Here is a 19,024-nt window from a genome sequence, read left to right on the forward strand (position 1 = left end):
ATGGTGCCGGCTAAAGGACTTGAACCCTCAACCTACTGATTACAAGTCAGTTGCTCTACCAGTTGAGCTAAGCCGGCTTATTTACTTTATGGTGGAGGTTAACGGGCTCGAACCGCTGACCCTCTGCTTGTAAGGCAGATGCTCTCCCAACTGAGCTAAACCTCCGTCACTTAATGCTTTACCATATTATCATTTACTTTTAAATTAGTCAATAAGAAATTTACATAAAATTAAAAAGGCTATTCTTAATCAATGCTATTAAGTTAAGAGATTGATGAAGAATATATGAAAATGTACGCTTCTTTTTTAAAGTGTTGTTTATAGATGGTACATTATGAATAGTTATAAGCATTAATTAAATGATTGAATCTTCTTTTATTTTTCTTGCGATAGAACACTTGATTTTGAAATAACTTTGAAGAATATTATCTGTATGGAAACTAGATCATTAAAGGACGAGTTTTTAAAGCTTAATAATTTTTCTATTGAAATTCCTACTGTTTCTGCATTTGTTCAAGCTAGAAGCAAAATCAAAGTAGAAGCTTTTAAAATATTATTTGATTATTTTAATAAAATGACACATAAGGACAAACTTTATAAAGATGATATAGATAATACAGTATATGGCATCTGCTATGACTTGCTTAAATGTATTGATAGGCTAAAATGAATGAAAACGATGCTTTCTGTCAAATGGTTGACAGATGTTATGAATCATATAACGGATTTGAACATGTCGCAAGATCTGGATAGAAGATTAAAAGATATAATTATCAGAATTATGTATGACACAATCTTGCAATCCAGTGAGTTTGATATCAATGTTTTTAGAATATACACTTTAAAACAAAAATAATCAAAGTTTGGTCATAATTATCTAAATTTATGCCTGCAAATATGGGATTTGATTTTATGTCAAAAGAAAATTGATTCAACAGGAAATATATGTTTGCTTATTGCTCTATGATTTCTGTCAGCAAATCGTTCAGAATATAAAAATTTCACAAAAAGATAAAAGAAAATATATCATTATGTGCCTTCAATGTAGTATCAATACTACACTTTTAAGGATGTTAAAAAAAACCAGAAGACCATATTTATTTGATATTGTCTTCCGGTTAATTATCGTTATCTTGACCTAATGATATTGATTTTAGATCGGCTTTTTTATTAATATCCAGGTTTACCAAGTAATTTAAACATATTTTTCTTATATACTTCAACACCTGGCTGGTTGAATGGATTAACATCTAATAAATATACAGACATTGCACATGATTTTTCGAAGAAATAAACCATATAACCAAATCCATAAGCATCCATTTTATCTAAAGTAATTAAGATATTAGGAACATTACCAGTATTAACATGAGCATCGATAGTTCCTTCACAAGCTTTTTTATTTACATAATCAACTGATTTACCAGCTAAATAATTTAAACCATCTAAGTCATCTTTATCACTAGGAATTGTCATATCACCAGCAGGTTCTTTAACTTGCATGATTGTTTCATATAATACTTTTGAACCTTCTTGGATAAATTGTCCTAATGAATGCAAATCAGTAGAGAAAGTAGCACTAGTAGGTAAAATACCTTTTCCTTCTTTTCCTTCTGATTCACCATATAATTGTTTCCACCATTCAGCAACCATTGCCAATTGTAACTCATAAGTTACGAACATTTCTGCAGGATATCCAGCTTTGTGTAAAATTTGACGAGCAACACCATATTTATAAGCATCATTTTGGTCTAAATCAGCATTATTATATTTAACCATGGCATCTTTAGCCCCATTTAACATGGCATCAATATCAATACCAGCCATAGCGATAGGAAATAATCCTACTGGTGTTAAAACAGAATAACGTCCGCCAACATCATCAGGAATTACAAAAGTAGTATATCCCTCTTCAGTTGCTAAAGTTTTTAATGCCCCACGAGCTTTATCAGTAGTAGCAACAATTCTTTCTTTAGCTCCTTCTTTACCATATTTAGCTTCACACATTTCTTTGAAAATTCTAAATGCAATTGATGTTTCTGTAGTAGTTCCTGATTTAGAAATTACATTGATAGCAAATTCTTTTCCCTCAAGATAGTCTGCTACTTGTTTGATGTAATTTGATGAAAAAGTATTACCAACATAAATTATTTCTACATCATTTGTTGGATATAAACCATTAATTGCTTCGATTGCAGCACGTGCCCCTAAATAAGATCCTCCAATTCCACATACTAATAAAACATCTGTTTTTTCTCTTAATTTAGCAGCAGTTTCTTTAATCAGCTCAACTTCAGCTTTATCATAATTTTCTGGTAATTCAACCCAACCAAGAAAATCATTACCAGCTCCAGTTTTATTATGAATCATATTATGGATATCTTTTACCGTATCTTTATATGATTCAATATCTTCATTTAATTTGGCTTTAGATAAATCTAATGTAATCATTTTAACTTTCCTCCGTGATTCCTTGTTTAAGCCAGTCTTCCATGGCTAATGCTAATGGTGCAAATCCATTAGGCGTTTCAACGATCAATCGTCTAGGGTTTTTATAATAAACTCGTTTATTACGCCTACGATAACGACTATCAATGGCTTTTAAACTCAATCTTGCATGATTAGTTTCTTCATCAAAATCAATCACTTTGACTTTAATAAACTCACCAACTTTTACAAAACTATCAATGCTTTTAACGAATTTATCTGATATTTCTGAAATATGAATTAAACCAGTTGAATTATCAGGTAAGCTTGCAAAAGCTCCATACGGTTGGATACCAGTAATTTTTACATCAATGATATCACCACGTTTAATTTTTTGGCTCATTAATAATCACTCCTTGCACAAGTTATTATATCATAAAATGATTAAAAATATTTCATTTTATCAATTTTTATTAACGAATTTCAAAATAAAATATTCATGTAATAAGTTTATCGAGTATTTTTATTTAAAAATAAAAATTTTGTGGTAGAATAAAGTATCAGATAAGGAGATGTTAAAGATGGAAAATACAAGTACAATAGAAGAAGTAGAAAAAGTAATTAATAAATTAAGACCATATTTAAATCGAGATGGTGGCGATATTGAATTGATAGATTTTAAAGATGGAATCGTTTATGTAAAAATGCTTGGTGCTTGTGCCGGATGTACAATGCTTGATGAAACGTTGAAAGATGGTGTTGAACAAATTTTGATGGAAGAAGTTCCTGGTGTTCTAGGTGTTCAAAATATTTTAGAAGGTATGGCATTTTAATTTGAGACAAATCTGATATAATTTTGAGATGAAATTCGCTATGATTCATGTTAAAATGCTAATATCTGATAAATTACTTGCAATATTCTATTAGATATATTATTATGTATTTGTTGCTTTTTTAGAATATTATTGTTTAAACAATGCAAACTATGTTTAGGTGATAATATGCAGGAAAATGTTAGACAACAGAAAATGATAGCTAGTATCTTATTAGATATTGGTTTAGATGACGAATTAATTGAAATTATGACGTCGCTGACAAAAGAAGAAATACAAGAAATAAATAAAAAAGACTCTTATTAAGAACTACTAGATGAAGATCGATGATGTAGTGGCAACCCTATATTTGAAATAGAAGGTGCCTGACTGAGCAAGTTTTACTTGAACAATGAGAGAAGGCTTCCTAACTATGTATGCTTTCTCTTTAGGAAGCTTTTTTATTTACAAAGAAGGAGAAAGAAAATGAAAGAAAAAGTATTATTTACTTCAGAATCAGTATCAATGGGTCATCCTGACAAAGTTTGTGATCAAATCAGTGATGCGATTCTTGATGCCTGTTTAAGAGAAGATCCTAATTCAAGAGTTGCTTGTGAAGTTTTTGCAACTACGGATCTAGTAGTTATTGGTGGTGAAATTACAACGACTGCTAATGTTGATTATGAACAGGTGGCTCGTGATGTTTTAAAGGAGATAGGTTATGATGATAGCGAAAAAGGGATCGATTATCGTACTTGTAAAGTACAATTGGAAATAGATTGTCAATCACCGGACATTGCTTTAGGAACTAATGATGCAGTTGGTGGTGCAGGTGATCAGGGAATCATGTTTGGTTTTGCTTGTAAAGAAACTAAAGGTTATATGCCGTTACCAATTTCTATTGCTCATCACTTAGTACGTTATGCTACAGAAAAGAAAAATAGTGGCGAGTTTAAACATGCTCGTCCTGATATGAAAGCCCAAGTAACGATTGATTATACCGAAGAACAACCAACGATTGATACAATTTTAATGTCGATACAGCATGATCCAGATTTTGATGAAGCAGAATTTAAACGGTACGTAAAAGAAGAAATCATGGATGTCGTTGTAAAAAAATATAATTTAAATACTAATTATCGCGTTTTAATAAATCCTACGGGACGTTTTGTAATTGGGGGACCACATGGAGATACAGGATTAACAGGTCGTAAGATCATTGTTGATACATACGGTGGAGCAGCGCGCCATGGTGGTGGAGCGTTTAGTGGTAAGGATCCTTCAAAAGTGGATCGTTCAGCTGCATATATGCTAAGATATATTGCTAAAAATATTGTTGCGGCTAATCTTTGTGATAAGATCGAAATTCAGGTTTCATATGCAATCGGGGTAAAAGAACCAACTTCTATTTTTGTGGAAACTTATGGAACTGAGCGTGTTGATCATGATATTATTTTAAGAGCTATCAAAGAAAATTTTGATTTAACACCAGGAGGAATTATTAAATCATTACAATTACGACAGCCTTTATATTTAAAAACAGCTGTATATGGTCATTTTGGACGTGGTGATATTAATTTACCTTGGGAAAAGTTAGATAAAGTAGAAATTTTAAAAAAATATTTATAGATAAAAATACTCGATTTATCGAGTGTTTTTTTGATTATGTTAAATTAAGGAAAATTTTATCTATAATTTAAGTGTTATTTTATGAATTTATATTGTATAATATTTATATACAAAAAGGAGGAATTCTTATGAAAATCTCAGTTAGAGGAAAAAACATTGAAATCACAGAAGCTATAGAAACAAAAATATCAGAAAAATTATCTAAATTAGATAAATACTTTATTGTAAGTGACAATGTAGAAGCAAAAGTTTTATGTCGGGTTTATCCTTATGGTCAAAAACTTGAAGTTACGATTCCTACTGAATATGTACTTCTAAGAGCAGAAGTAGTTGATGATGATCTATATACTGCAATGGATTTAGTTGTAGACAAATTAGAAGGACAAATTAGAAAGTACAAAACTAGATTAAGTCGTAAATCAAAAGATAATAAACTTGCATTCAATTTATCTTCAATTGAAGATGTTGAATCTGAAGATGATGTATTGGTAAAGGTAAAATCAATTACTCCTAAGCCAATGGATATGGAAGAGGCGATCATGCAGATGGAATTGATCGGACATTCATTCTTCGTATATCGTGATGCTGAAAGTGATTCTATTAGTATTGTTTACCGTCGTAACGATGGAGATTATGGTTTGATTGAAACTGATGAATAATAATAAAAAGCCCAAAGGGCTTTTTATTTTAAGTGTATATTACATCCCTGATAATAATTTTTACTTACCATCAATTTATCAATATCATTTAAAATAGTAACTTTTTTAATTGACCAAAGCGGTGCAATTAAATCTTCAATGTTTCCATCACCGGTAAGACGTTCAATAATAATATTATCAGGCAGATAACTTAATTGTTCAGTAACTAAATCAATATATTCTTCGCGTGAAAGCATTTTAAATTTATCATCTAAGTAGAGTTGATGTAATTTAGTATTTTTAATGACAAAAAGCATATGGATTTTAATTGCCTGGATATCTAGTTTACCTAATTCTTTAGCTGTTTGTAACATCATTTCTTTTGTTTCAAAAGGTAAACCATTAATTATGTGGACACAAACATTGATTTTATGCTGGCGTAATTTATTTAAACCATCTAAAAATTCTTGATAAGTATGTCCGCGATTAATTAATTGACCTGTTTTATCATGAATAGTCTGCAATCCTAATTCTATCCATAAATCACACTGGGTATTAATTTTGACAAGATATTCTAAAACATCATCTTCTAAACAATCAGGACGGGTGGCAATACTAATTGCTACAACGTCTTTTTTATTTAAAAAAGGATCAACACAGTTTTGAATTTTTTCGATTGGACCATATGTATTAGTATTAGCCTGAAAATATGCAATATATTTGCAATTTGGCCATTTTTTTTGAAGAATAGCGCTAACATCATTAAACTGCTGTTCGAGTGAATCTTTAACGTTACCAGCATAATCACCAGAACCGCTGTTACTACAAAAAATACATCCGCCACTTCCTTTAGTGCCATCACGATTAGGACAAGTAAAGCCGGCATTAAGACTGACCTTAGCAACTTTATGATGGTATTTGTTTTTTAAATAATAATTAAAAGTATGATAACGTTTATTATCATTACTGTATCTAAATAGATTCATTTTTATCACCTAAGATATTATAACATAAGGAGAAAAATATGGTATTACAACTTAAAAATGTTACAAAATTTTATAAATTTGGTAAAAATAAACAATTAGTAATTGAAGATCTTTCAATTAATTTTTCGCGTGTAGGAATGGTTGCAATCGTAGGTAAAAGTGGCTGTGGTAAATCGACTTTATTGAATTTGATCGCGGGAATTGAAAAAGCTGATAATGGTAAAGTAATGATTGATGGTCATGAGTTAGACTATTGTCAAATAGACAAATATCAAAGTAAATATATTAGTTATGTTTATCAGTTTTATAATTTAGTTGATGCGTTAACGGTATATGAAAATATAATTTTATTGGCAAAAATAAAGGGTAAAAAGATATCGATGTCTAAATTACATTTTTTAACTGATAAATTAGCTATAACGCCATTGTTAGAAAATTTTCCTAAAGAGCTTTCAGGCGGACAAAAGCAAAGAGTCAGTTTGATCAGAGCTTTTCTTTGTGATACCCCAATATTACTTGCTGATGAGCCTACAGGAGCATTAAATGGTCAAATGGCTAAAGAAGTAATGGAGCTTTTAAAATGGTATTCTAGAAAACATTTAGTCGTCATTATTTCTCATAATTATAATTTGATTAATAAGTATACTAAAAAGATTATCGATCTTGAAAGTAATCAGAATAATTATGATTTTGGTCATCAAAATAATTATCATAAATATTTTTTTAAAAGTATTAATGATAATATGATTAGAATAAAATTTTATGTAAAAAGACAGCTTATTTATCAAAAGAAAAAAATTTTAATGATGTTTTTTTCTCAAATATTTACAATTTGTGCCTTTGTGTTACTTTTAAGTGGTATTAATGGGGGCTGGTTATATTTACAAAATTGTTTTAACAGTGATCCGCTTAAAGAAATCATTGAAATAAGTAAAAAAGATTATCAGGAACTAAATTTTACTGATGAACAGATCAGTAATTTAAAAAATAATAAGTTAGTTAGCCAGCTTAGTTATAAGCTGGATTTTAATTTAGGAATTCTAAAAAATGATCAGGAACTACAGTTAAACAGTTATCAGATATATCAAGATGATAATATTGATTATCAAAAAGGTAATTATCTTGATCAAGATAATCAAGTCATGGTCAATCAAGAAGCCGCTAAAATGTATAATTTAAAGATATCTGATAAACTTGATTTTGTAATCAATGAAAAAAAGTATGTATTTACAATCAAAGCTATTATCAATGATTATATAAATACAGGGGCAAATATTTATTATGATGAAAAATATTTAGATTCAAATTTAAAGAATGAAATAATTGACCAAAGATGTTTAGTTATAAAAAGTGATCATTTTGATCAGCTTTTAAAACAATATGATCATCAGTATTTTATAACAAATTTACATCAGGATTATATCGATAGTTATCAAATTCTTTTTGAAATGGCAGTAATAGTAGTTGCTGTTTTTTTAGTTATTAGTTTTATAATTTCATTAATTTTAATTTCGATTGTTTTAAAAATGATCTTGATTGAACGAAAAAGAGATCTTTGTTTAATGTTATCAAATGGTTTAACGATAAATAGAGCAAGAAAATTATTTGGCTGGGAGACAAGTTTGATGGGAGCTTTGATAGGAGCATGGGGATCTATTTTGGCAGAGGTGATTCTACAAATAATCAGGTTCTTTGATATTGGCGATAAATTGTTTAATATTTCTAATTTATTTGTTTTACCTAAACTGTTTTTATCACAGTTTGATCTATATTTAGTCATGATATTAATTTATATGAGCACATGTTTTATGGTGGCAATGGCGGCGAGTTTAAAAATCAGAAAAATGGATATTAGTGTACTTTTAAAGGAGGATTAAAATGTTAGAGATAAAAAATCTATCTAAACGTTATGATGAACTTATCATCAATGATTTATCAATTATTTTTCCTAATACCGGAATGATTGTAATCGTCGGAGAATCAGGTTGTGGAAAGACAACTTTATTAAATATATTAGGTGGAATTGATCAGGATTATGAAGGTGAAATTTTATTTGATCATCAAAATATTAGAACGATAAAGAATTATTGTCGTAAACATATTGGTTTTATTTTTCAAAATTTTAATTTAATTAATTGGTTAAATGTAAAACAAAACTATTTATTATCGCAATTTTTCACAAAAATAATTTTTAAAAGGGAGAGAGAAGATCGGGAAAGTAAATTAGAGCTAACCGATATATTAAGAAAAAAACCAGGAATATTGTCTGGAGGCCAAAAACAGCGCGTCGCAATGTTAAGGGCAATGATTAAAAATGTTGATATTTTACTTTGTGATGAACCAACTGGATCATTAGATGATAATAATGCAAAAATAATTTTTGATTTATTAAAACAGGAGGCTAAAGAACGGTTAGTAGTTGTAATTACTCATAATGAAGAGTTGGCTTCTAAATATGCAAATCAGATATTTTATTTTCAAAATGGCAAATTAGCTGGTAAAAAGACCCATATTAAAAAAGATAATTTTTATTATCGTTTAAAAGAGAAAAAAAGACCTCTAAATCTTTACAAATTAGCTTTATTACAATATTGTGCAAACATTGCTAGAAATGTAAAAATTACTACTGGTCTGATGATTGCACTAGTTTGTATCATGATTACATTTACATTTAGCGGTTCTTTGCAAAATCAAATTCATCAGCAGTTAAATAAAATTTTTCCTAATCAGCTCGTATCATTACAATCTAGTAATAAAAAAGTAATCAGTTATAATGATCTAATTAAATTGAAGGAAAATTCAAAAATCACATATTTATATGGGGAAATGAATGACTATGAATTTATGGGAGTGTCACTGCAAGATGATTATCAAGTTGATAAGACAGTATATATTAGTGATATGACCAAAGAGCTTAAAAATAATAAACTAGAATTAGGACGAGAAATTAGAAGTGATAATGAAATTGTTTTATCAAAAACTACTGCTATACATTTAAAGCAGAATTATAAAGATCTTTTAAATAAACAAATTTATGGATATTATTTACATGATGATGTAATCAAGAAAATAATGCTAAAAGTTGTAGGAATTAGTGATGAGAATTCTTTATTTGATACTATTTATATTAAAGAGCTAGCTAATGTTAAACATGTAAGTGAGTGCTTTGGTGTAGATGTTGATCAAGTTGTTTTTTCGCTTGGGATGGTCAACATTAATAATAAAGTTAGTGTTAATGAATATTTGAAAATTTTAAAGCAGGAAAATCCGCATTTTAAATTTAAAATAGCTGGTGAGGATATTAATACTAGAGTTGATAATCTGTTATCACAGATTCAACACATTTTAATTTTATTTTCTTCTTTAGCTATTGTTGCAGCTTGTTTTTTGATTGGTGAAGTTTTATATCTTTCAGTGGTTGAAAAGACTAAAGATATTGGAATATTTAAATGTCTTGGAGCGAGTAAATTACAAATTAGTTTACTAGTGATATTTGAAAGTTTTACTTTGATCAATATCGCATTTTTATTTTCATATTTGTTTTTTAATCAGTTAGTTATTTTATTTAACCAGTTTATTGAAGTAATATTGCAATTAAATTTATCTGAAACATTTATTCAAATAGATAATTCATTATTAGTTTTTATTTATTTAGGGGCAGTGTTTTTTGGAATTGTCAGCAGTTTCTTTCCAGCCTCATTTGCTAGTCGTTTAGATCCTGTAAAATCATTGAAATATCAAAGATATTAAATGATGTGATTTTGTTGCATCTGGTCTTTATCAATTAAAACAATAAATATAAAAGCAGCACTAATAGTGTTGCTAACTTAGATGTATAGGAGAATAAAAAAATAAAGGATATAGGTTTTTTCTTGTTTTAAGGTAAACATTAATAAATATTGCTATTTTTTGAAATCTTATAGTTTAAATTATTGATATAGAATTAATTCTATACTAAAATAAGTTATAATCAATACGTTACTAATGATATCTTTAATATGAAAAATAGTGTTATAGTAAAAAATGAATTTGTATTTATGAAATCTAATGAAATGTTAATTGATTAGAATAGGATGGTTGACAAACTTAAGAATAACGAAATAATTTTCTATAATATTTATCAAGGGTATAAAACATTATTAACAGAAATCAGTATTTTTTAAAGACTGTTGATATCGAGTACTTATAAGAAAAAATTTATTTTAATAGATTTAAATTAAAAGATGATGCTAATTATATGAAAAATAAAAGGATTTTTAGAAGATTTAAAGATATAGTTATTAGAATGAATATTATAAGTATTGCAAGGCAATGATCAAAAAGGTATTAGAGAGTGATGAAAATAAGATTTGAATATATAGAGAAGGTGAATTATGAGCAAGGATGTAGTCAGTGGTTTGCATTTTATTTACACTAAGAATAGTTTTGTTTTAGATGATGTAAGAACTAATTTGAAAAGTAATAATAAGTGGATACAGCTATTTTTAAATAATAAGTATCAGGGTTTATATGAACTTGGTTTTTTAGAAAGTGGTAAAGGATTAGAAAGTAGTGCTTTATTTTTATATCGGTTATCAGAATATTTTATTAAATTTTTAAGCCGATTACCAGAGTTAGAAGTTGCTCGTGAACAAACAAAACTTGAATTAGATAAAGACCAGATCGAATATTTAATTTCGTTAGTGCCTTTTGTTATTGGTAGTGAATATGTTAATGAAGACTGGATCAAAGAGCAGATTACACAAATAAATAATGTCTTTTTTGAACAAATGAGTCAGTATGATGGTAGTGTTCAGATGTATCTTCAAGAAAAATCACAAAATCTTCATGCGGCTCAAAGAATTTATTTTCATCTAGTTGAAAATGAAGAGGAAAAAGATTATCCTTTTGCTTTTTTAGCAACTTATGCTTCAAAAGATAATTATGGAAGAATTTTGCATATACCACTAAAAAATGCCCTGGTTGAATATCAAAAGGATCGTGAGCAATTATTAAAACTATTGTCTTGTTTAAATAATGTAGCGCAAAAGAATTATTTGATTGCGGAGTATATGAATTCTGGTGATATTTATCATCCAATTCGGTTGAGTGTTAAAGAAGCTTATTATTTGTTAAAAAGTGTTCCAGAAATTGAAAAAAGCGGGATAACTTGTCGGGTTCCTAATTGGTGGAAAAAGCATTATTCATCAATTTCAGCTAAGGTTAGTGTGGGGGATAAAAAACAATCTTTATTTGGGTTTGATACATTATTGAATTTACAGCCAAATCTTATTGTAAATGGTAATGTTTTGACTAAATCTGAAATATCTCAGCTATTAAAGGCAGAAGAAGGGTTAACATGGTTAAAAGGACAATGGGTTGAAGTTAGTCATACAAAATTAAAACAACTTCTTGAACAGATGGAAAAGTATGACGGCTCTATTTCGCTTAAAGAAGCCTTGACAAAAACATATTTATCAGATAACGAAGATATTGATTCAGAGCTTGAAATTACTAATGGTAAATGGTTGAATACATTGATGACACAACTGAAAAATCCAACTAAAATAAAAAATAAAGCTAAACCACACTATTTGAATGCTAAATTACGACCATATCAAACGACTGGATATAATTGGTTAAACCAAATGAGTGATTTAGGGTTTGGGGCTTGTCTTGCTGATGATATGGGACTTGGAAAGACGATCCAAGTCATTGCATATCTTGAAAAAATGAGAGAATCAAAAAAGGAGAGTCGAGTATTGTTGATCGTACCTGCTTCTTTGCTTGGAAATTGGTCTAAGGAAATTGATAAATTTGCAGCGAAGTTACCATATTATATTCTTCATGGTAAAGGGGCTCCATTATTATCTAAAGAATTTCAAAACCAAACTGCTTTTTTAACAATTACTACTTATGGTATGGCAGTGAGATTAGAAATATTACAAAAAATAAATTGGGATTGTATAATTCTTGATGAAGCGCAGGCTATTAAAAATCCTAATACAAAACAAACACGAACTATTAAAAAAATTCCTAGTCGTATGAAAATTGCGATGACAGGAACTCCAATTGAAAATGATCTATCAAATCTTTGGTCATTATTTGATTTTTTAAATAAAGGATTACTAGGGAGTGCAAAAGAGTTTAAAGAATTTACTAAAAATATGCAGAGTACCCCAGAAAGTATGGCTAAATTAAAAACTATGGTATCACCATTTATTCTTCGACGCTTAAAAACTGATAAATCAATTATTTCTGATCTTCCTGATAAAATTGAAATCATTGATCATGTCGACTTATCAAAACGGCAAGTTGTTTTATATCGTAAAGAAGTTGCTAAAGCAGAAGAAAAATTGGAACAGTTAGAAGGGATTGAACGTCGCGGTCTTGTATTGGCGTTATTAACTAAGCTAAAACAAATTTGTAATCATCCTGATCAGTTTGTTAAAGGAGATAATTATAATGCAAAAGATAGTGGAAAATTCCAGATATTAAAAGAATTATGTCAAACGATATATGAAAAACGTGAAAGAGTATTAGTATTTACACAGTATAAAGAGCTTTGTGAGCCATTAGCAAATTATTTAGAAATGATTTTTAATCGTGAAGGGTTTATTATTCATGGTGGAATATCACCAAAAAAGCGAACTGAAATTGTTGATAAATTTAATGATTCTAACCATTATGTTCCTTTCATTATTTTATCATTAAAAGCAGCTGGAACAGGATTAAATTTAGTGAGTGCTAATCATGTAATTCATTTTGATCGATGGTGGAATCCTGCGGTGGAAAATCAAGCAAGTGATCGAGCGTATCGAATTGGTCAAACAAAAGAAGTTTTCGTTCATAAGCTTGTAAGTAATGGGACAATTGAAGAAAAAATTGATCAATTAATTGAGTCTAAACAAGAATTAGCAAATTCAGTTTTAGCAACTAGTAAAGAAAGCTGGATTACTGAGCTTAGTAATGATGAGTTATTGAAGCTGTTACGTTTGGATTTATAGTAAGGTAGGAGTTATTTATGGCAAAATATTGGACATCATCAATTCAGTATTCACAAATGAATGCTGAAGAGTTACAAAAGAAAGCTAGAGAAAGTGTACTTTCAGCAAAAAATAAGGGGAAAGCAATGCATCCAATAGTTGTTGAAGGAAAAGGAATAGCAAAAAGCTGGTGGGGGCAGGCCTGGTGCAAAAATATTGAACAATATGCAGATTATGCTAGTCGAATTGAAAGAGGAAAGAGATATGTTCGTTCTGGAGCAGTTGTTGATTTAATAATTAAAAGTGGCAAAGTTCTTGCTCGAGTTCAAGGCACTAGAAAAACACCGTATAAAGTTGAAATCAAAATAAGCCCTTTAAAGGAAGAAAATTGTAATCAGATAATTGAACGTTGTGGAACACAAATCGAAACTCTTCAAGAGTTAGTTAATGGTAATTTTCCTATCGAACTTCAAGATGTTTTTACTGGTGAGCATGGTCTTTTTCCAACACCTAGAGAAATTAGTTTTAATTGCAGCTGTCCTGATTGGGCTTTGATGTGTAAACATGTATCAGCAGTATTATATGGTATTGGAGTAAAACTTGATGAAAATCCTTTTTTATTTTTTGAGTTGCGGGGAATAGATGCCAATCGTTTTATTGATGTGGCAATTCAAGATCATGTAGAAGCAATGTTAGATCATGCTGATTTAAAGCCAACAGAAAGAGCAATGGATGATGCGTGTATAGAGAGTTTGTTCGGATTAAAATTATAGAGATATTTAAATATTGATTTTTTATATTAATGTGTATTTAAAGGCCATTTTCTTTCACTTTTGTGAAAATATTAAAGATGATCAAAAATTTTTATTAGTGATATTGCTTTTAATAATTGATTGAAAATGATATGTTCTTTTTTACAAGGCTAGAAAAAATATTTTGTGAACATTATCATATTTGAATCAAAGACAATGATATTAAATGATGGAATTTTGTTGCATCTGATCTTTTTTGTGATATAATATTCGAGTATTTAAAAAAATCAATGAATAGGATTAGTAATAATTGACGTTTTTTATAGAGAGTCAGTGGGTGGTGAAAACTGATAGAACGGATTATGAACTCACCTAGGAGATGCAGCGGTGAATAGAGTAGTCGTTGTCGTTAACTGCGTTAAAGTTTTGAGGGCTTAGTCTTTGTGACTTTGAACTAAGGTGGTAACGCGATATTTGAGTCGTCCTTAGAGGGATGACTTTTTTTATTTTAAGGAGGAATTATAGAATGCCGTTTAATCATAAACAAATCGAGCCAAAATGGCAAAAATATTGGGATGAACATAAAACATTTAAAACTGATTGTTATGATGATAGTAAACCAAAATATTATTGTGTTGATATGTTTCCATATCCATCAGGAAATGGTCTTCATGTAGGACATCCTGAAGGATATACAGCAACAGATATTGTTTCAAGAATGAAAAGAATGCAAGGATATAACGTATTGCATCCAATGGGATTTGATTCATTTGGTTTACCAGCTGAACAATTCGCTATTCAGACAGGACATCATCCAGCTGAATTTACTAAAAAGAATATTGAAGTATTTAAAGGGCAAATTAAATCATTAGGATTTTCATATGATTGGGATCGTGAAATTGCAACTAGTGATCCAGAATATTATAAATGGACACAATGGATTTTTACAAAGTTATATGATGCTGGACTTGCTTATGTTGATGAAATACCTGTAAACTGGTGTCCAGAACTTAAAGCAGTTCTTGCTAATGAAGAAGTTATTGATGGTAAAAGTGAGCGTGGTGGATATCCTGTAATTCGTAAACCAATGCGTCAATGGGTTCTAAAAATCACAGAATATGCTGAAAGATTATTAGAAGATCTTGACGATTTAGATTGGCCAGAAGCTACAAAACAGATGCAGCGTAACTGGATTGGAAAATCAGTTGGTGCAAATGTCGATTTTAGAATAGATGGTACAGATAAGATATTTACAGTTTTTACGACTCGGTGTGATACTTTATTTGGAGCAACTTACTGTGTTATGGCACCAGAACATCCATATGTTGATGAAATTACAACGCCTGAACAAAAAGCAGCAATCGAAGCTTATAAGCAAAGCTGCATTAGTAAATCAGACTTAGAAAGAACAGAATTAAATAAGGATAAAACTGGAGTTTTTACTGGTGCTTATGCAATTAATCCAGTTAATGGAAAGAAAATTCCGATTTGGATCTCTGATTACGTTCTAGCGAGTTATGGAACAGGAGCAATCATGGCAGTACCTGCTCATGATGATCGTGACTGGGAATTTGCTAAAAAGTTTGGTATTGATATTATTCCTGTATTAGAAGGAGGAAATATTGAAGAAGCCGCATATACTGAAGATGGTTTACACATTAATTCACAGTGGCTAGATGGTTTAGGAAAACAAGAAGCAATTGATAAAATGATTGCTTGGTTAGAAGAACATAAATGTGGTGAAAAGAAAATTTCTTATAAACTAAGAGACTGGTTATTTTCTCGTCAGCGTTACTGGGGAGAACCTATTCCAATCATCCATATGGAAGATGGAACAATGAGAACTGTTCCTATTGAAGAACTACCATTAGAATTACCAGCTACTAAAAATTTTCAACCACATGATAGTGGTGAATCACCACTTGCAAATTGTGAAGACTGGTTAGAAGTAGAAATTGATGGTCAAAAAGGACGGCGTGAAACAAATACAATGCCACAATGGGCAGGATCATGCTGGTATTATATTCGTTATATTGATCCTCATAATAGTGAAGCTATATGTGATCCAAAACTATTAGAAAAATGGTTACCAGTAGATTTATATGTAGGTGGTGCTGAACATGCAGTATTACACTTGTTATATTCCCGTTTCTGGCATAAAGTACTATATGATGCTGGTGTTGTAAAATGTAAAGAACCATGGCAAAGATTATTCCATCAAGGAATGATTTTAGGTGATAATAATGAAAAGATGTCTAAATCACGTGGTAATGTCGTTAATCCTGATGATATTGTTGCTAGTCATGGTGCTGATGCATTAAGATTGTATGAAATGTTTATGGGACCATTAGAAGCAGCTCTTCCTTGGTCAACTAATGGATTAGATGGTGCTCGTAAATGGCTGGATCGTGTTTATCGTTTATTTATTGAACAAGATAAATTAAGTGATGAAAATGATCATAGTTTGGATCGAGTATATCATCAAACAGTAAAGAAAGTTACTGATGATTTTGAAACGTTAGGATTCAATACTGCAATTTCACAAATGATGATTTTTATTAATGAATGTTATAAAGCACCTTCGGTATATAAAGAATATGCATTTAATTTTATTAAGATGCTTTCTTGTATTGCACCACATGTTTGTGAAGAAATGTGGCAATTATTAGGACATGAAAATACGCTTGCATACGAAGTTTGGCCAACATACGATGAAAGTATGTTAGTTAGTGAAACTGTTGAAATGGGTGTTCAGGTAAATGGTAAACTTAGAGCAAAAATCCAAGTTGCTAAAGATGCTGATGATGAAACAGTAAAAAAAGCAGCTTTTGAGCAGGAAAATGTTAAAGCACATACTGATGGTAAAAATATTGTCAAAATAATTGTTGTTAAAAATAAAATTGTCAATATTGTCGTTAAATAAAAAAAACTGTACCAATTTGTGAAGATTTATTAAAAAAAGTAAGGTTTTATCACAATATCGGCAACTTAAGACAGTTGTATAAGAAAGGCTAAAAATTAAAGGAGATGTTTGGATATATAGGTTCATTTACCCATAAGCGAGTAAGAACCGTCAAGCCAGTGAGCCTTTCTTTTTTTGTATGTTTAACTCCTTTTATATAATAATAAAACAGTTAGAATATTTGCATATAATTTTATCAAATTATCTTAACTGTTTTTCATTGTAGTCATAAACACTTAAGATATTTATCATAAAAATTGCTTAAATTAAAAAATTTACTCTTCAAAGCTGAGATAGGGTGAACTTTTAATGACATCGATTATAAATTAGTGTATAATATAACAATAAAGGAGGCATGAATATGGATAAGATTAATATCAATGATTTTCCTAGTTTAGATGGTGTATCGCTAATTCCTACAAAAACTTTGCAGCTCATTATAGACATATATAATGATGAAGTTGAAAAAGGAGTGTATAAATTTGAAAATGCTGTGAAGAAAAAAGCCAATCTTATAAAAGAAGGAAAAGCAAAAGCATATTCAGATGGCGAATTTTTTGAACTTTTAGAAGGAGAAGGGCTATAGTGTGAAGGTTGTTATTGATGAAAGTGTTTTCCTATTTTTGAAAGAAAATAGAGTAAAACTTTCACAACAGCTTAAAACAGTTGTCAATCATTTAAAACTTAATCCAAGAATGTATGCAATGATCACAGATGATGATAGCATTTGACATTTTGTTATAAAAGGTATTGATTTTGGATATATGATTGATGGTGAAGTAATTATTATTTCAGATTGCAGATTTGTAAAATCAAATACAAAATTAAAAGTAAGATAGGATCAGTTTATAAACTGATTCTTTTTTTGTAAGGTCGACAATACTATTTGTCGGCTTTTTATTTTGTGTTGATATCTTGGAATTCATCAAGTAATGAATTGAGTATTTTTATAGTTAGTTGTCTTTGTTCATCATTACACATTGATAATTTGATAGCAAGTTTTTTATATATTCCTCTGCTTCATCCAAATCTGAAAATATAATTTGATCAATAGATATGTCTAGGCATTTGGCTAATATCGAAATAATTTCGAATGATGCATTAGCAATTTCATTTTCAATTTTTGTAATATGCCTTTTTGATATTCCTGTCATATCCGAAAGACTTTCCTGAGTTAAATGATGTTCTTTTCTTCGCACTTTTAAGGCTATTTCTAGATTTTTGATAGTTTTTTCTGGTATTATCAATCACCTCTATATTATTTTATCGTTCTCTTTTTGACAATGACTTCATCAATCTATTAAAAAATGAACGATTGACTTTTTTTAAATTAACAATTTTGAAACAATTCTCAAACAATTCTATAATAAAAAGATGTAATAATTCAATTATCTAAAAATGATATGAGGTAATGTTCATATGAAATCAGTCAAAAAATTATTAGAAAAAATATTGTTTCCAAAATTAGAATTCTTAATTGTAAGTGTGATTCTTGCGGTTGTTATGCTTGTCTATACTTTTGTATGTCTTGATAAGTATAATGTTGATTAGCACATTATATAAACAAAAAAAGACAGGAACAAATCAAATTAAATTAATAAATATAAAAAAACAGCTGAAATAATTTGATAAATTAATATGCAAATTATCTCAGCTGTTTTATTATTATGTTTAAGGAGATCGGCATACAAAAAAAGAAAGGATCATTAGATTGCAGTCCTACCTTCCTTTTTTCCAAAAACATATGTATGTCTTGTACATGATTATGATAACATTTAAAACACTTTCTTTCAACAGTTATTCTCAAAACTCTTATGATAATGATGTAAGATCATTAGATCTTAATAAATTTA

Annotated in this window: 17 protein-coding genes, 2 tRNA genes, 1 riboswitch and 1 other annotated feature; of the genes, 13 read left to right on the top strand and 6 right to left on the bottom strand. The window is 29.4% G+C overall.

Annotated elements, in window-relative coordinates:
* Position 1: 1 nt before the first annotated feature.
* Positions 2–77 (bottom strand) — tRNA-Thr (locus BR82_RS0111230).
* Between the two features lie 12 nt (positions 78–89).
* A tRNA-Val gene (locus BR82_RS0111235) sits at positions 90–165 on the bottom strand.
* 268 nt (positions 166–433) lie between these two features.
* Between BR82_RS0111235 and BR82_RS0111240 the strand changes: the two genes are divergently transcribed.
* Positions 434–670, top strand: coding sequence for a hypothetical protein (locus BR82_RS0111240; protein ID WP_027090272.1), 237 nt, complete (start codon positions 434–436; stop codon positions 668–670).
* Positions 671–1,170: 500 nt separating this feature from the next.
* On the opposite strand, the gene BR82_RS0111245 is transcribed toward BR82_RS0111240, so the two are convergent.
* Together BR82_RS0111245 and BR82_RS0111250 are read right to left on the bottom strand one after the other, a co-directional pair.
* Positions 1,171–2,451 carry a glucose-6-phosphate isomerase gene (locus BR82_RS0111245; protein ID WP_027090273.1) on the bottom strand — a complete coding sequence of 427 codons (1,281 nt, stop codon included), beginning with the start codon at positions 2,449–2,451 and terminating at the stop codon, positions 1,171–1,173.
* A 1-nt stretch (position 2,452) separates the two neighbouring features.
* Complete coding sequence (locus tag BR82_RS0111250; RefSeq protein ID WP_024722246.1) at positions 2,453–2,830, bottom strand: S1 RNA-binding domain-containing protein; 378 nt, start codon at positions 2,828–2,830, stop codon at positions 2,453–2,455.
* 178 nt (positions 2,831–3,008) lie between these two features.
* Here BR82_RS0111250 and BR82_RS0111255 point away from each other — a divergent pair, with 178 nt between their 5' ends.
* From BR82_RS0111255 to hpf, 4 genes are all read left to right on the top strand, one after another.
* Positions 3,009–3,260 carry a NifU family protein gene (locus tag BR82_RS0111255; protein ID WP_027090274.1) on the top strand — a complete coding sequence of 84 codons (252 nt, stop codon included), beginning with the start codon at positions 3,009–3,011 and terminating at the stop codon, positions 3,258–3,260.
* 168 nt (positions 3,261–3,428) lie between these two features.
* Positions 3,429–3,566 (top strand): hypothetical protein, encoded by a 138-nt coding sequence (locus BR82_RS17370; protein WP_162832137.1) that lies wholly within the window; start codon positions 3,429–3,431, stop codon positions 3,564–3,566.
* A riboswitch (SAM riboswitch) is annotated at positions 3,557–3,658 on the top strand. It overlaps the preceding gene by 10 nt.
* A 67-nt stretch (positions 3,659–3,725) precedes the next feature.
* A complete protein-coding gene (gene metK / locus BR82_RS0111265) occupies positions 3,726–4,868 on the top strand; it encodes a methionine adenosyltransferase (protein ID WP_027090275.1) in 1,143 nt (380 codons plus the stop codon).
* A gap of 128 nt (positions 4,869–4,996) precedes the next feature.
* Positions 4,997–5,527: a ribosome hibernation-promoting factor, HPF/YfiA family gene (hpf, locus tag BR82_RS0111270; protein ID WP_024722243.1), complete on the top strand. Its 531-nt coding sequence runs from the start codon at positions 4,997–4,999 to the stop codon at positions 5,525–5,527.
* A gap of 23 nt (positions 5,528–5,550) precedes the next feature.
* Here hpf and mnmL read toward each other — a convergent pair whose 3' ends face one another.
* Entirely contained in the window at positions 5,551–6,492 is a 942-nt protein-coding gene (gene mnmL, locus BR82_RS0111275) for a tRNA modification radical SAM protein MnmL/YtqA (protein WP_027090276.1), read from the bottom strand.
* 38 nt (positions 6,493–6,530) lie between these two features.
* Between mnmL and BR82_RS0111280 the strand changes: the two genes are divergently transcribed.
* The 7 genes from BR82_RS0111280 (at position 6,531) to BR82_RS17105 (ending at position 17,902) form a co-directional block, all read left to right on the top strand.
* Positions 6,531–8,369: an ABC transporter ATP-binding protein/permease gene (locus tag BR82_RS0111280; protein WP_027090277.1), complete on the top strand. Its 1,839-nt coding sequence runs from the start codon at positions 6,531–6,533 to the stop codon at positions 8,367–8,369.
* A gap of 1 nt (position 8,370) precedes the next feature.
* Complete coding sequence (locus BR82_RS0111285; protein ID WP_027090278.1) at positions 8,371–10,242, top strand: ABC transporter ATP-binding protein/permease; 1,872 nt, start codon at positions 8,371–8,373, stop codon at positions 10,240–10,242.
* 623 nt (positions 10,243–10,865) lie between these two features.
* Positions 10,866–13,478, top strand: a complete 2,613-nt coding sequence (locus BR82_RS0111290) for a DEAD/DEAH box helicase (RefSeq protein WP_034864819.1) — start codon at positions 10,866–10,868, stop codon at positions 13,476–13,478.
* Between the two features lie 17 nt (positions 13,479–13,495).
* Positions 13,496–14,230, top strand: coding sequence for an SWIM zinc finger family protein (locus BR82_RS0111295; RefSeq protein ID WP_027090280.1), 735 nt, complete (start codon positions 13,496–13,498; stop codon positions 14,228–14,230).
* A gap of 260 nt (positions 14,231–14,490) precedes the next feature.
* Positions 14,491–14,699, top strand: a binding site (T-box leader).
* Positions 14,700–14,735: 36 nt separating this feature from the next.
* Positions 14,736–17,132 carry a leucine--tRNA ligase gene (leuS, locus tag BR82_RS0111300; RefSeq protein WP_027090281.1) on the top strand — a complete coding sequence of 799 codons (2,397 nt, stop codon included), beginning with the start codon at positions 14,736–14,738 and terminating at the stop codon, positions 17,130–17,132.
* Positions 17,133–17,532: 400 nt separating this feature from the next.
* On the top strand, positions 17,533–17,757 hold the full coding sequence (locus BR82_RS0111305; protein WP_027090282.1) for a hypothetical protein: 225 nt from the start codon (positions 17,533–17,535) through the stop codon (positions 17,755–17,757).
* A gap of 1 nt (position 17,758) precedes the next feature.
* Positions 17,759–17,902 (top strand): hypothetical protein, encoded by a 144-nt coding sequence (locus BR82_RS17105; protein WP_154659616.1) that lies wholly within the window; start codon positions 17,759–17,761, stop codon positions 17,900–17,902.
* A 222-nt stretch (positions 17,903–18,124) separates the two neighbouring features.
* Here the strand turns inward: BR82_RS17105 and BR82_RS15740 are convergent, their stop codons facing one another.
* Complete coding sequence (locus BR82_RS15740) at positions 18,125–18,418, bottom strand: helix-turn-helix domain-containing protein (RefSeq protein ID WP_034864821.1); 294 nt, start codon at positions 18,416–18,418, stop codon at positions 18,125–18,127.
* Between the two features lie 172 nt (positions 18,419–18,590).
* Here BR82_RS15740 and BR82_RS17835 point away from each other — a divergent pair, with 172 nt between their 5' ends.
* A complete protein-coding gene (locus BR82_RS17835; RefSeq protein ID WP_261794284.1) occupies positions 18,591–18,722 on the top strand; it encodes a hypothetical protein in 132 nt (43 codons plus the stop codon).
* The last annotated feature ends 302 nt before the right edge of the window (positions 18,723–19,024 follow it).

Origin of the sequence: Thomasclavelia saccharogumia DSM 17460 (genome assembly GCF_000686665.1) — a bacterium.
Lineage (GTDB): Bacteria > Bacillota_I > Bacilli_A > Erysipelotrichales > Coprobacillaceae > Thomasclavelia > Thomasclavelia saccharogumia.